This is a genomic window from Massilia cellulosiltytica, from assembly GCF_047325105.1.
Taxonomy (GTDB): domain Bacteria; phylum Pseudomonadota; class Gammaproteobacteria; order Burkholderiales; family Burkholderiaceae_D; genus Telluria; species Telluria orientalis.
Genome location: NZ_CP168562.1, coordinates 5477592 through 5491673, shown reverse-complemented (window position 1 = coordinate 5491673; position 14082 = coordinate 5477592). Strand labels below are relative to the sequence as shown.

Sequence of the window (14082 nt, the reverse complement as noted above, 5' to 3'; positions counted from 1 at the left end):
CTATCCCGTTTTCCGATCACGCGGCGCCGGCCCGGCGCCGGCGCTCGCCCGTGCTTTCGATAAATCCCGTGCATTGGTAGCTGGACTACTCGTCACCGTACAGGGGTTTTACACAGATTCGCCAGTGTGTTGGGTCGGATGTACCTAAACTACAATAAAAGCTTGCGCTGCAGCCAAGAAATCCTTAAGCTTCGAGGAATCTGTTTCTTACGGCCTGCCATGATCGTTTCGCCCGTTGCCATCGTCGATCCGTCCACCGAACCGCGCCTCGACAGCGCCCGATACGCGAGCCCGCGCCTGCTGGCCGACATCGGCGGGACCAATGCGCGCTTCGCGCTGGAAACCGGACCAGGCACGGCCGGGCTGATCGAAGTCCTGCCCTGCGCCGCGTACGCGACCCTCGCCGACGCACTGCGTGCCTACCTCGCGCTGCCGCACGTGGCCGCCGTGGGCGCCGTCCGCCATGGCGCGATCGCGATCGCGAATCCCATCGTCGGCGACTTCGTGCGCATGACCAATCATCACTGGGAATTCTCGATCGAGACGCTGCGCCGCGAGTGCGGATTCGACGCGCTGGCCGTCGTCAACGATTTCTACGCGCTGGCGATGGCGCTGCCGCACCTGGCGGACGGCGAGAAGCGCCAGATCGGCGGCGGCGCGCCCGTCGCGGGCAGTCCGATCGGCCTGCTGGGGGCGGGGACGGGCCTGGGCGTGTCCGGCCTGGTGCCGGCGGAAAACCTGCCGGCCGGCGCCAAGCCCGCCTGGACGGCACTGCGCAGCGAAGGCGGCCACGTGACGTTTTCCCCGGCCAACGAGACGGAAGTCGCCATCCTGCAATTCGCCTGGCGCGAATTCGAACACGTGTCGGCCGAGCGCTTCCTGTCCGGTTCCGGTCTGGAACTGATCTACCGCGCGCTGGCAAACCTGCGCGGCGGCGCGGTGGAGGCGCTGGATGCCCCCGAGATCACGCGCCGCGGCCTGGCCGGCACCTGCGTCGTGTGCGACGAGGTCATCGAGGTTTTCTGCGGCATGCTGGGCACCATCGCCGGCAACCTGGCCGTCACGCTGGGTGCCCAGGGTGGCGTCTACATCGGCGGCGGCATCGTGCCGCGCCTGGGCGAGCGCTTCGCCGCCTCGTGCTTCCGCGCCCGCTTCGAGCAGAAAGGCCGCTTCGCCGGCTATCTGGCGCAGGTGCCGACCTATGTGATCACGGCCGACTACCCCGCCTTCGTGGGCGTTTCGGCTATCCTCGCGGACCATCCGGGCGTGTGATCCGCGCCCGCGGTGTCGCTTCCGATGCATGGCAATGTTCTTTTCCCGGTTTTATCGGGTACAATGGCCGTCAGTTGGAAGAAACGATGTCGTTCGCTTAGCCCGGCGCCAGGAGCCTCGCCTCCAGAGCCCAGTCTCCCGATGGAGCCGGCAGCCCCGTTTCTCTTGAAAATCAACCGTTTGCGGTCCACTTTCCGGTGAGCCGCCCCGTGGCAGGGCGCAAACCCTCACGGTATCCCGTCCGGTACGCCAATCCGGGCGATGGAACCCCGTTTCAAAGCATGAAGTCTCAGTCTGGCGGCTGCCGCGCAGCTGGTGGAACGGGTTATGTTTGATGATTCTTAGCATCCAGAGTTGCACACTCCGCTGACGACATCGTTATGAACACTGATGAGGCCAAGAAGGTCCTCGAGACCGCCTTGCTGTGCGCGCGCGAGCCGATGACGATCCACGCCATGAAGAAGCTCTTCGTCGACGTGGACAAGGACGGCCAGTCGGACGGCCAGCCGCTCGGCGCCGGCGTCGGGTCGGATACGATCAAGATCCTGCTCGAAGAATTGCGCCAGGATTGGCAGGATCGCGGCATCGAGATCGTCAGCCTGGCATCGGGCTGGCGTTTCCAGAGCCGCCCGGAAATGAAGCCTTACCTGGACCGGATCGCGCCGGAAAAACCGCCGAAGTACTCGCGCGCGACGCTGGAAACCCTGGCGATCATCGCCTACCGCCAGCCGGTGACGCGCGGCGACATCGAGGAAATCCGCGGCGTGGCGGTGAATTCGCAGACGATCAAGATGCTGGAAGACCGCGGCTGGATCGACGTGGTGGGCCACCGCGAAGTGCCCGGGCGCCCCGCGCTGCTGGGAACGACGAAGCAGTTTCTCGACGATCTGGGGCTCGCCGCGCTGTCCCAGTTGCCGCCGCTGCAGCAGGTGGCCGACGTCGGCGCCGGGCGCAGCCTGGAAGCACTGGAAGCGGCCCTGCAACAATTTGACGACACTTCACCCGTTGAAGTCCCGATACACGACCAAGCGCTCGCGTCCAACGACTGATCGTCGCGCCAGGTCAGCAAAACCAAGAAACGAATGATGAATCCAACTGACATGAACGAGACGACCCCTGCCGAGGCAGGACAGGAGACGGCCGCCAAGCCGAAGCGTCGCACCAAGCCGAAGGCGGAGGCCGCACCCGCGCCCGCACCCGCACCGGAAGGCGCGCAGCCGGACGCCGTGGAAAAACCGAAACGCACGCGCAAGACCGCGGCCCAGAAGGCGGCCGAGGCAGCGGAAGGTGCGGCGCCGGCCGCCGCCGCACCGGCCGCCGAACCGGCGCCGCGCAAGCCGCGTACCCGTAAGGTGGTCGAGGCTGCGCCCGCCGTGGCCGAGCCCGCGCCTGTTGCTGCTGCACCCGCACCCGCACCCGCACCTGCCGTAGCCGCTCCGGCGGACGAGGCTGCAAGCCAGCGCAAGCCGCGCGGCCCGCGCCAGATGCGCGAGCAGCGCCAGCAGCGCGAACCGCGCGAACCGCGCCAGCCGCGCGTCGAGTCGGAAGCGCCCGCGGTGGAAGCCGTTGCCGCCGAGGCAGCGCCGGTCGAAGCCGGTCGCAGCGAGCAGCGCCGCGACCAGCGCGGCGGCAAGCAGCAGAAGAAAGGCCAGCAAGGCCAGCAGCGCGGCCAGCAGGCGCAGAACGCCCAGGGCGCCCAGGGCGGCCAGAACGCTCAACCGCAGGGCCAGAACCAGAAACAGCAGGGCAAGGGCAAGAACGCCAGGCCGGGCAACAAGCCGGCCAAGGGCGGCAAGGGCAACGATGCCGACGCCGTGTTCTCGTTCGTCACGTCGGACGCGTTCGACGCCAACGAGGGCGGCCGCGGCCAGTCGCAGCCGACCAAGGCGCGCCGCGACCTGACGGCCGAGGACGACGCACCGAAGCTGCATAAGGTGCTGGCGGAAGCAGGCCTCGGTTCGCGCCGCGACATGGAAGAACTGATCATCGCCGGCCGCGTGTCGGTGAATGGCGAGCCGGCCCACATCGGCCAGCGCATCCTGCCGACGGACGCCGTGCGCATCAACGGCAAGCTGCTGCAGCGCCGCGTGAACAACAACAAGCCGCCGCGCGTGCTGGTGTACCACAAGCCGGCCGGCGAAATCGTCAGTGCGGACGATCCGGAAGGCCGTCCGTCCGTGTTCGACCGCCTGCCGACCATGAAGAGCGGCAAATGGCTGGCCGTGGGCCGCCTCGACTTCAACACCGAGGGCCTGCTGCTGTTCACGAATTCCGGCGATCTGGCGAACCGCCTGATGCACCCGCGCTACAACATCGACCGCGAATATGCCGTGCGTACGCTGGGCGAGCTGGAAGAGGGCATGCGCCAGAAACTGCTGGCCGGCGTCGAGCTCGACGACGGCACGGCCTCGTTCACCAAGATCGCCGATGGCGGCGGCGAAGGCGTCAACCGCTGGTACCGCGTGGTGATCGGCGAAGGTCGCAACCGCGAGGTGCGCCGCATGTTCGAGGCGGTTGGCCTGACCGTCTCGCGCCTGATCCGTACGCGCTACGGCGCCATGACCCTGCCGTCGGGCCTCAAGCGCGGCCGCTGGGAAGAGCTGGAAGAAAACGACGTCCGCAACTTCCTCGACGCCTTCGGCATCGAGAAGAAGGGCGGCGGACAGAACAACAAGGGCGCTGCCGGCGGCAAGGGGCTGGGCAAGGGGCAGGGTGGTCCCAAGGGCCGCGGCAACGACGATCACCGCTCGAACGGCAACCGCATCGACCGCGCCGACGCCAACCGCAACGTGGATCCGTTCGGCCCGCCGGTGGCGCGTGTCGGCTCGGGGCGCGAAGAGGGCGGCATCCTGGGCGGCCGCGGCGGTCAGGGTCAGGGTCAGGGCCAGGGTGGACGCGGCTTCGGCGGTGGCCAGGCACGCGGCAGCAACCAGCCGCGTGGCAACAACCAGCCGCGTGGTAGTGGCGGCGGCGGCGGTGGCGGTGGCGGCAAGGGCCCGCGCCAGCCGGATCCGCTGCAGACGACGTTCGGTTTTGCCGGCGCTGGCCAGAACCGCCGCAGCCAGGGTCCGCGCGTGAGCGACCACGGCATGCCGCGCCGCGGTCGCCGCGGTTAATTCGTCAAATCGCGCGGGCATGATTTGGGTCATGCCGCGCGAAAATGAATCGCTTGCAGCGCCGTATTCTTCAAACGTGTAAACTGTTGCACAGCTGTTCATTTTGCAGTGCGGCGATTGCGGCCGACCCTGTATCGGGTTATAATGCGTGTCTAACCCGAGTGCTTCCCAATATTGTTTTGGCGAACAAGCTCCAGTTGGGAATACAAAAGATGGGCAGTTGCCCATTTTTTTTTTGTTGAATCGTTTTAAGGGTCCGGCACCGGACCGTGGAGAAACCTGTGCAGTTGTTTGATTTGATTGCCACGACAGTCAGTGGACTGGGCTACGACCTCGTCGATATCGAACGGGGCGAGCGAGGCATCCTGCGCGTGTTTATCGACTTCCCGGCGGCAGTGGCGGACGAAAAGGGACCGATCTCGGTCGAGGATTGCGCCACGGTGAGCCACCAGCTGTCGCACGTGCTGATGGTCGAAAACGTCGACTACGAGCGCCTGGAAGTGTCGTCGCCCGGACTGGACCGTCCGGTGCGCACCCTGGCCGACTTCGAACGCTTTGCCGGCAGCGAATGCACCGTCAAGCTGCGCGTCGCGATGCCCGGCACCGCGAACCGCAAGACCTGGACGGGCATCCTGCATGCGCCGGAGGGCGACAAGATCGGGTTGGAATTTGAAAGCAAGGATGGGCCGGCGTTGCTCGAATTTACGCTGGCCGAACTGGACAAGGCACGCCTGGTGCCGAAGGTGGATTTTAGGAGTCGCAAAGCATGAGTCGCGAAATTTTGTTACTGGTTGATGCGCTCGCGCGCGAAAAGAACGTCGATAAGGAAGTGGTCTTCGGGGCGCTCGAGTTCGCCCTGGCGCAAGCTACCAAAAAGCGCTATGAAGGCGAGGTCGACATTCGCGTGTCCATCGACCGCGACACGGGCGAATTCGAAACCTTCCGCCGCTGGCACGTCGTGCCCGACGAGGCCGGCCTGCAGCTGCCTGACCAGGAAATCCTGCACTTCGAAGCCAAGGAACAGATTCCGGACATCGAAGTCGACGAATACATCGAAGAGCCGATCGAGTCGGTCGAGTTCGGCCGCCGCTTCGCCCAGGACACGAAACAGGTCGTGCTGCAGCGCGTCCGCGACGCCGAGCGCGAGCAGATCCTGCAGGACTTCCTGGAGCGCGGCGACGCGCTGGTCACCGGCACCATCAAGCGCATGGAGCGCGGCGATGCGATCGTCGAATCGGGCAAGATCGAGGCGCGCTTGCCGCGCGATCAGATGATCCCGAAGGAAAACCTGCGCATCGGCGACCGCGTGCGTGCCTACATCCTGCGCGTGGACCGCAACATGCGCGGCCCGCAGGTGATCCTGTCGCGCACGGCACCGGAATTCATCATGAAACTGTTCGAACTCGAAGTGCCCGAGATCGAGCAGGGTCTGCTGCAGATCAAGTCGGCCGCCCGCGACCCGGGCGTCCGTGCGAAGATCGCTGTCTTTACCGCGGACAAGCGCATCGACCCGATCGGTACCTGCGTCGGCATGCGCGGTTCGCGCGTGCAGGCCGTGACCGGCGAACTGGGCGGCGAGCGCGTGGACATCGTGCTGTGGTCGGAAGATCCGGCCCAGTTCGTGATCGGCGCGCTGGCTCCGGCCAACGTGTCGTCGATCATGGTGGATGAAGAGAAGCACGCGATGGACGTCGTCGTCGACGAGGAAAACCTCGCAATCGCGATCGGCCGTTCGGGCCAGAACGTACGCCTGGCGTCCGAGCTGACCGGCTGGAAGATCAACATCATGACCGCCGAAGAGTCGGCCAACAAGGCTGCCCAGGAAACCGCTGCCGTGCGTACGCTGTTCATGGCAAAGCTGGACGTGGACGAGGAAGTGGCGAACATCCTGGTCGAGGAAGGCTTCTCGAGCCTTGAAGAAGTCGCATACGTGCCCATCTCCGAAATGCTGGAGATCGAATCGTTCGACGAGGACACCGTCAACGAACTGCGCACCCGCGCACGCGACGCGCTGGTGACCGAGGCGATTGCTTCGGAAGAAGGTCTCGAGGGTATGGAAGAGGCGCTGGCCAACCTGGAAGGGATGGACCGCACCACCGCCGGCAAGCTGGGTCTGGCCGGTATCAAGACCCTGGAGCAATTCGCGGGTCTGGCCTACGACGAGTTCAGCGCCATCCTGGCGCTCCCGACCGATCGTGCCCGTGAACTGATCAAGAATGAATTTAATGATGTGACCGACGATGAGATGAAACTGGTCGACGCCAAGTACGACGACCGGGCCAAGGCCCTCCAGGCAAAAGCCTGGAGCCAGGTCGAAACGGCCAAGGCATAAATGAGACGCGACAGACCGGAGCACATTGCTTTCCGGTCTTCGCGCTTTATTAAGCTAGCAAATTTCTTTATCATCTCGCGACACATAGAAAAGAGGACTGAATGGCGAGTAACAACGTAGCCCAATTTGCCACCGAACTGAAGATGCCTGCAGATTTGCTGCTGACGCAGCTGCGTTCTGCCGGCGTCGAGAAAAGTTCGACGTCAGATCCCTTGTCCAAGGATGATAAGGATAAGCTGCTGAACCATCTGCGCCGTACCCACGGTGCCGCCGAATCCGGCGAAAAGAAGAAGATCACGGTGACCCGCAAGGAAACCTCCGAGATCAAGCAGGCTGACGCGAGCGGCAAGTCGCGCACGATCCAGGTCGAAGTGCGCAAGAAACGCACCTTCGTGCAACGTGACGATCTCGTCACGCCGAAAGCGGCTGCCCAGCAGTCGCCGGTCGTCGACGCCGCCGAGCAGGCGCGTCGCGATGAAGAAGCGCGCCGTCAGGCAGAGCTGATCGCGCGTCAGGAAGCGGAACTGCGCGAGAAGCAGGAACGCCTGGCCAAGCTCGAATCCGAAAAGGCCGAGCAGGCCAAGGCGGCCGAAGAGCAGGCCAAGCGCGACGCGGAAGAGCGCGCCAAGCGCGAAGCCGCGGAAGCCGAGGCAGCTCGTGCCAACGAGGCGCAGAAAGCATCCCAGGCGTCGGCAGGTGCTGCGAACGCCGCCGAGGAAGCGAAGCGCGCCGCCGCCGAGGAAGCCAAGAAAGCGGCTGCCGAGGAAGCCAAGCGCAAGGCCGAAGAGGCCGCGAAGGAAGCCGCCGAGCGCGCTGCCGCCACCGAGCGTGCACGCAAGGCCGTGGCCGATGAAGTCGCCCAGATCAAGGCGATGATGGCCCAGCCGCGCCGCGTGATCAAGGCGCCGGAAGTGGTGCCGGCTGCGAAACCGAAGGCGGCCGAACCGAGCACCCTGCACAAGCCGGCGACGGCTGCGAAACCGGCCGAAGCCAAGCCGGCCGACGGTGCGGGCGCCCGTGCCAAGCCGGGCGACAAGAAATCGATCAAGTCGGCCAACGTGGCCTCGACCTGGTCGGACGACAAGAAGCGCGGCGGTCCGAGCAGCGGTACGAAGGGTCGCGGCAACGCGGCGCCGACCGGCCGTGACGGCTGGCGCGCAGGTGGTGGCCGCGGCGGCCGTCGTGGCGGCCACGACGATCGCGAATCGAACTTCCAGGCCCCGACCGAAGCCATCGTCAAGGATGTCTACGTGCCGGAGACCATCACCGTCGCCGAACTGGCGCACAAGATGGCCGTCAAGGCATCGGAAGTCATCAAGCAGCTGATGAAGCTGGGCCAGATGTGCACCATCAACCAGGTGCTGGACCAGGAAACCGCGATGATTGTGGTGGAAGAGATGGGCCACAAGGCCTTCGCCGCCGCCGAGGACGATCCGGAAGCGCTGCTGGCCGACCACGGCGAGCATGCCGATTTCGAGTTGAAGCCGCGTGCGCCGGTGGTGACCGTCATGGGCCACGTCGACCACGGCAAGACCTCGCTGCTGGACTACATCCGCCGCGCCAAGGTGGCGGCGGGCGAAGCCGGCGGCATTACCCAGCACATCGGTGCTTACCACGTGGACACCCCGCGCGGCATGGTCACCTTCCTGGATACCCCGGGCCACGAGGCGTTCACCGCCATGCGTGCCCGTGGTGCCAAGGCGACCGACATCGTCATCCTCGTGGTGGCGGCCGACGACGGCGTGATGCCGCAGACCAAGGAAGCAATCGCTCACGCGAAAGCGGCCGGCGTTCCCCTCGTCGTGGCGATCAACAAGATCGACAAGCAGGGCGCGAATCCAGACCGCGTGACCCAGGAACTGGTGGCTGAAGGCGTCGTGCCGGAAGAATACGGTGGCGAATCGCCGTTCGTCCAGGTGTCGGCGAAAACCGGCCAGGGCATCGACGACCTGCTGGAAAACGTGCTCCTGCAGGCTGAAGTGCTGGAACTGAAGGCGCCGGTGGAATCGCTGGCCCGTGGCCTGGTGGTCGAAGCCCGCCTGGACAAGGGCCGCGGCCCGGTCGCCACCATTCTGGTGCAGTCGGGTACGCTGAAGCGCGGCGACGTCGTGCTGGCGGGATCGTCCTTCGGCCGCGTCCGTGCGATGCTGGACGAAAATGGCAAGTCGGTGACCGAAGCCGGTCCGTCGTTCCCGGTCGAGATCCAGGGCCTGACGGAAGTCCCGAGCGCGGGCGAGGAAGTCATGGTCATGGCCGATGAACGCAAGGCGCGCGAAATCGCACTGTTCCGTCAAGGTAAATTCCGCGACGTGAAACTGGCCAAGCAGCAGGCAGCGAAGCTGGAGAACATTCTCGACCAGATGGGCGAAGGCGAAGTCAAGAACCTGCCGCTCATCGTCAAGACCGACGTCCAGGGTTCGCAGGAAGCGCTGGTCGGCTCGCTGCAGAAGCTGTCGACGTCGGAAGTGCGCGTGCAGATCGTGCACGCGGCCGTCGGCGGCATTACCGAGTCGGACGTCAACCTGGCAACGGCGTCGAAGGCAGTCATCATCGGCTTCAACGCCCGTGCCGACGCCCAGGCGCGCAAGCTGGCGGAAACGAACGGCGTCGACATCCGTTACTACAGCATCATTTACGATGCGATCGACGAGATCAAGACGGCACTGTCGGGCATGCTGGCACCGGAGAAGCGCGAGCACGTCACTGGCCAGGTGGAAATCCGCCAGGTCATCCTCGTGTCGAAAGTCGGCGCGATCGCGGGCTGCCTGGTCACGGACGGCGTCGTCAAGCGTACCTCGTCGGTCCGCCTGCTGCGCAACAACATCGTCGTGTGGACCGGCGAGATCGAGTCGCTCAAGCGCTTCAAGGACGACGTCAAGGAAGTGCGCGCCGGTCTGGAGTGCGGTCTGTCGCTGAAGAACTACAACGACATCCAGGTGGGCGATACCCTGGAAGTGTTCGAAGTTCAGGAAGTGGCGCGTACGCTGTAATCACGGCCTTTGCCGATCGGAGTACCATTTGGGGCCAGGAGCTCGCGCCTTGCGGCGCGGGGCGACTGGCCCCAAATCATTTTTCGTCGTTCCCGCGCACGCGGGAATCCATGCTGAGCATATCGGGTCGCGCTGATGGCTCGATCGATACGGTGATCGAAGTCGATTGTTTTTCGATTTCTGAACGTCAGCATGGGTTCCCGCTTTCGCGGGAATGACGGGTGATAACAAGAATACACGGCAGTAAACGAACATGGCAAAACACAGCAAAAGCATTCCCCAGCGCGGCTTGCGCGTGGCCGACCAGATCCAGAAGGACCTGTCGGAACTGATCGCCTTCGAACTGAAGGATCCGCGCGTCGGCATGGTTACCATCAGCGAGGTCAAGCTGACCCCGGACTACGCGCACGCGAAGATCTATTTCACGCTGCTCAAGGACAGCCCGGAAGAGATCAAGCAGACGCTCGAAGGCCTGACCAAGGCGTCCGGCTACCTGCGCAACCTGCTCGGCAAGCGCCTGCACATCCATACGCTGCCGCAGCTCCACTTCGTGCACGACACGTCGACGAGCCGCGGACTCGCGATGTCGGCGCTGATCGACCAGGCGAACGCGACGAGAGCAAAAGACGACGACGAAGATTCGGATTCCGAGTGAACGCACGTCCCCCGAAAAAGCCCCGCGACCTCGTCGACGGGGTGCTCCTCATCGACAAGCCGGTCGGCCTGTCGTCCAACGATGCGCTGATCAAGGCGAAGCGCGTCGTCAACGCGAAGAAGGCCGGCCACACCGGCACGCTGGACCCGTTCGCCACCGGCCTGCTGCCGCTGTGCTTCGGCGAGGCGACCAAGTTCTCGCAAGACCTGCTGGAAGCGGACAAGACGTATGACGCCGTCGTCCACCTGGGCATCACGACGACCACGGGCGATACCGAAGGCGAGGCCGTCGAGACCCGTCCCGTGAACGTCACGGTCGAGCAGATCGACGCGGCGCTGGCGAAGTTCCGCGGCCCCATCCTGCAGGTCCCGCCGATGTATTCGGCCCTGAAGCGCGACGGCAAGGCGTTGTACGAGTACGCGCGCGAAGGGATCACGCTGGAACGCGACGCCCGTCCCGTCACGATCCACAAGCTCGAGATGCTGGCGTACGACGCCCCGATGCTGACGATCCGCGTCACGTGCAGCAAGGGCACGTACGTGCGCGTGCTGGGCGAGGACATCGGTGCCGAACTCGGCTGCGGCGCGCACCTGAACGCGCTGCGCCGCATCCAGGTGGGCAGCCTGACGGTCGACGGCATGGTCACGCTGGAGCAGTTGCAGGCGCACGACAATCCGCTGTCGCTGCTGGCCCCCGTCGATGCGCTGCTGTCGAGCTTCCCGCGCGTCGAGCTCACGCCGGAACTGGCCGCGCGCTTCCTCAACGGCCAGCGTCTCGCGCTGAACCGCGAGCCGGTGACGCTGCCGGAGACGCCCGGCAGGGTGCGCGTCTACCACGACGATAAACTGCTGGGCACCGCGATCCTGCAGGACTGGGGCGTGCTGGCGCCGGAACGGCTGATCGCGCGGCCGCAGGGTTAACCGCTTGCTCTGGCGTCAACATTGCGCCAGAATCAAGTGATGCAAGCGACCGACTCCCTCCGCACCGAAGCGCAACTGGCCGGCCGGGCCACCGGCGCCATGTTCTTTTTCGTGTTCGGCGCCGTCTGGCTGGAAGGCTGGGCGACGCAGGCTCACGAGGGCGCCGCGGCATGTGCCGGCATCGCGCTGGTGGCGCTGGCCCTGCTGGCCGTCGCGTGGCGCCGTTACCGCCGCTACGCGCCCGCGCTGGCGCACGGGCAGGACACGCCGGAGCGGCGCCGCATGAAGCGCGTCTTCAACATCGTGAACGCGGCACAATGGACCGCCATCTTCGTCCTCGCGCAGGTGCTGGTCAATCTCGGCAAGGGCGCGTGGATCATCCCGATGGCCATCGCCATCATCGGCCTGCACTTCCTGCCGCTGGCCCATGTGTTCAAGAATCCACCGCACTACGTGACGGGCCTGGCGATGGTCGCGTTCGCCGCGCTGTATCCGCTGCTGGCCAGCGGCGGCCCGACGGCGCCGGTGGGCTTCCTCGGTGCCGGACTCATCCTGTGGCTCAGCGCCGCCTGGGCACTGCGCGCCTGACGTCATCGTCGTTCAACATTTCGGCGTTATTCTGGCGATGCAGGCCGTTGCGGCGCAGCAGAGGCCTGTAAGCATGCTATACTAGTGGGTTCCGGAAGTCGAAAGTCTCGAGCTCTTCCGCCCATCACGCAACATTTCACTGTTGAAAACGCATATGTCAGACACCAAACGCGCGATTCGTAATATCGCAATCATCGCCCACGTTGACCACGGCAAGACCACCCTGGTGGACCAGCTGCTGCGCCAATCCGGCACTTTCCGTGAAAACCAGGCGGTCGACACCCGCGTGATGGACTCGAACGACCTCGAGAAAGAACGCGGCATTACGATTCTGTCGAAGAACTGCGCGGTCGAGTACGAAGGTACCCACATCAACATCGTCGACACCCCGGGCCACGCCGACTTCGGCGGCGAGGTCGAGCGCGTGCTGTCGATGGTTGACTCGGTGCTGCTGCTGGTCGACGCCCAGGAAGGCCCGATGCCGCAGACCCGCTTCGTGACCCGCAAGGCACTGGCGCTGGGCCTGAAGCCGATCGTCGTCGTCAACAAGATCGACCGTCCGGGCGCGCGCGCCGACTGGGCGATCAACCAGACGTTCGAACTGTTCGACAAGCTGGGCGCCAACGACGAGCAGCTGGACTTCCCGATCGTCTACGCCTCGGGCCTGAACGGCTACGCCGGCATGGACGAAAGCGTGCGCGGCGGCGACATGAAGCCGCTGTTCGACGCCATCCTGAAATACGTGCCGGTGCGTGACGACAATCCGGACGGTCCGCTGCAGATGCAGATCACGTCGCTCGACTACTCGTCGTACGTCGGCAAGATCGGTATCGGCCGCGTCAACCGCGGTCGCGTCAAGCCGGGCATGGACGTGCTGGTCGTGAACGGCCAGGACGACAAGAATCCGATCAAGGGCCGCATCAACCAGGTGCTGAACTTCAAGGGCCTGGAGCGCGTGCTGGTCGATGAAGCCGTCGCCGGCGACATCGTGCTGATCAACGGTATCGAAGACATCGGCATCGGCGTGACCGTGACCGCGGTGGATACGCCGGAAGCGCTGCCGATGCTGACCGTCGACGAGCCTACCCTGACGATGAACTTCATGGTCAACAACTCGCCGCTGGCCGGCCGCGAAGGCAAGTTCGTCACCAGCCGCCAGCTGCGCGACCGCCTGGACCGCGAACTGAAGTCGAACGTGGCGCTGCGCGTGCTGCCGACCCCGGACGACACCGTGTTCGAAGTGTCGGGCCGCGGCGAGCTGCACCTGACCATCCTGCTGGAAAACATGCGCCGTGAAGGCTTCGAGCTGGCCGTGTCGCGTCCGCGCGTCGTCTTCAAGGAGATCGACGGCGTCAAGTGCGAGCCGTACGAAAACCTGACCGTCGACGTCGAAGAAGTCAACCAGGGCGGCGTGATGGAAGAACTGGGCCGCCGTCGTGGCGACCTGCAGAACATGGAATCGGACGGCAAAGGCCGCGTCCGTCTGGAATACCGCATCCCGGCCCGTGGCCTGATCGGCTTCCAGGGCGACTTCATGACCCTGACCCGCGGCACCGGCCTGATGAGCCACGTGTTCGACGCGTACTCCCCGGTCGACAACGGCAAGGGCGAACTGGCCGGCCGCCGCAACGGCGTGCTGATCTCGCAGGATGACGGCCAGGCCGTCGCCTACGCACTGTGGAAGCTGCAGGACCGCGGCCGCATGTTCGTCGAGCACAACACCCCGGTGTACGAAGGCATGATCATCGGCATCCACTCGCGCGACAACGACCTGGTCGTCAACCCGATCAAGGGCAAGCAGCTGACCAACGTGCGCGCGTCGGGTACCGACGAAGCCGTCCGCCTGGTGCCGCCGATCCAGATGTCGCTGGAATACGCCGTCGAGTTCATCGAGGACGACGAACTGGTCGAGATCACGCCGAAGAGCATCCGCCTGCGCAAGCGCCACCTGAAAGAGCACGAGCGCAAGAAGGCCAGCCGCGAAGCCGCATAAGCTTCACCGGTTCCAACGAAAAACCCGCTGTTCGCAGCGGGTTTTTTTATGGCTCGGGAATCCATCGATTTGGCTTCCCGGGCAAGGACAAAACGATGTGGTTATTGCATTGGAAGGAATAACATTATTTTCACTTAATTGACTTCCAATTAAGGCAAAAGCGGTCCCGACGCAGCCGTCCCGATTGGCCACAAGCCGCAGAGGAACCGATGCGGA

The 14082-nt window shown here is 64.9% G+C and carries 9 protein-coding genes and 1 pseudogene; all 10 read left to right on the top strand.

What is annotated here, in order from left to right:
* The first annotated feature begins 219 nt into the window (after positions 1-219).
* The 10 genes and pseudogenes from ACEN9H_RS24010 (at position 220) to typA (ending at position 13866) form a co-directional block, all read left to right on the top strand.
* Positions 220-1272: a glucokinase gene (locus ACEN9H_RS24010; protein ID WP_413672343.1), complete on the top strand. Its 1053-nt coding sequence runs from the start codon at positions 220-222 to the stop codon at positions 1270-1272.
* 380 nt (positions 1273-1652) lie between these two features.
* Positions 1653-2264, top strand: a pseudogene (scpB, locus tag ACEN9H_RS24005) (SMC-Scp complex subunit ScpB); the annotation flags it as partial.
* A 93-nt stretch (positions 2265-2357) separates the two neighbouring features.
* Positions 2358-4388, top strand: coding sequence for a 23S rRNA pseudouridine(2605) synthase RluB (gene rluB, locus ACEN9H_RS24000; protein WP_413675627.1), 2031 nt, complete (start codon positions 2358-2360; stop codon positions 4386-4388).
* 281 nt (positions 4389-4669) lie between these two features.
* The gene (gene rimP / locus ACEN9H_RS23995; RefSeq protein ID WP_413672342.1) at positions 4670-5158 is read left to right on the top strand and encodes a ribosome maturation factor RimP; all 489 of its coding nucleotides are present in this window, start codon (positions 4670-4672) and stop codon (positions 5156-5158) included.
* Positions 5155-6720 carry a transcription termination factor NusA gene (gene nusA, locus ACEN9H_RS23990; protein WP_056123311.1) on the top strand — a complete coding sequence of 522 codons (1566 nt, stop codon included), beginning with the start codon at positions 5155-5157 and terminating at the stop codon, positions 6718-6720. The genes rimP and nusA overlap by 4 nt, the downstream gene beginning before the upstream one ends.
* 101 nt (positions 6721-6821) lie before the next feature.
* Positions 6822-9710 carry a translation initiation factor IF-2 gene (infB, locus tag ACEN9H_RS23985; protein ID WP_056123314.1) on the top strand — a complete coding sequence of 963 codons (2889 nt, stop codon included), beginning with the start codon at positions 6822-6824 and terminating at the stop codon, positions 9708-9710.
* A 253-nt stretch (positions 9711-9963) separates the two neighbouring features.
* Positions 9964-10365 carry a 30S ribosome-binding factor RbfA gene (gene rbfA / locus ACEN9H_RS23980; protein ID WP_160409569.1) on the top strand — a complete coding sequence of 134 codons (402 nt, stop codon included), beginning with the start codon at positions 9964-9966 and terminating at the stop codon, positions 10363-10365.
* The gene (truB, locus tag ACEN9H_RS23975) at positions 10362-11285 is read left to right on the top strand and encodes a tRNA pseudouridine(55) synthase TruB (protein ID WP_413672341.1); all 924 of its coding nucleotides are present in this window, start codon (positions 10362-10364) and stop codon (positions 11283-11285) included. The genes rbfA and truB overlap by 4 nt, the downstream gene beginning before the upstream one ends.
* Before the next feature lie 39 nt (positions 11286-11324).
* Positions 11325-11873, top strand: coding sequence for a hypothetical protein (locus ACEN9H_RS23970; RefSeq protein ID WP_413672340.1), 549 nt, complete (start codon positions 11325-11327; stop codon positions 11871-11873).
* Positions 11874-12027: 154 nt separating this feature from the next.
* Positions 12028-13866 carry a translational GTPase TypA gene (typA, locus tag ACEN9H_RS23965; protein ID WP_056123327.1) on the top strand — a complete coding sequence of 613 codons (1839 nt, stop codon included), beginning with the start codon at positions 12028-12030 and terminating at the stop codon, positions 13864-13866.
* Positions 13867-14082 lie beyond the last annotated feature (216 nt).

Bases quoted from the DNA above. Each gene is read 5' to 3' on its own strand.
- rluB (WP_413675627.1), top strand. From the start codon at position 2,358: ATGAATCCAACTGACATGAACGAGACGACCCCTGCCGAGGCAGGACAG.
- nusA (WP_056123311.1), top strand. From the start codon at position 5,155: ATGAGTCGCGAAATTTTGTTACTGGTTGATGCGCTCGCGCGCGAAAAG.
- ACEN9H_RS23970 (WP_413672340.1), top strand. From the start codon at position 11,325: ATGCAAGCGACCGACTCCCTCCGCACCGAAGCGCAACTGGCCGGCCGG.
- ACEN9H_RS24010 (WP_413672343.1), top strand. From the start codon at position 220: ATGATCGTTTCGCCCGTTGCCATCGTCGATCCGTCCACCGAACCGCGC.
- infB (WP_056123314.1), top strand. From the start codon at position 6,822: ATGGCGAGTAACAACGTAGCCCAATTTGCCACCGAACTGAAGATGCCT.
- typA (WP_056123327.1), top strand. From the start codon at position 12,028: ATGTCAGACACCAAACGCGCGATTCGTAATATCGCAATCATCGCCCAC.
- rbfA (WP_160409569.1), top strand. From the start codon at position 9,964: ATGGCAAAACACAGCAAAAGCATTCCCCAGCGCGGCTTGCGCGTGGCC.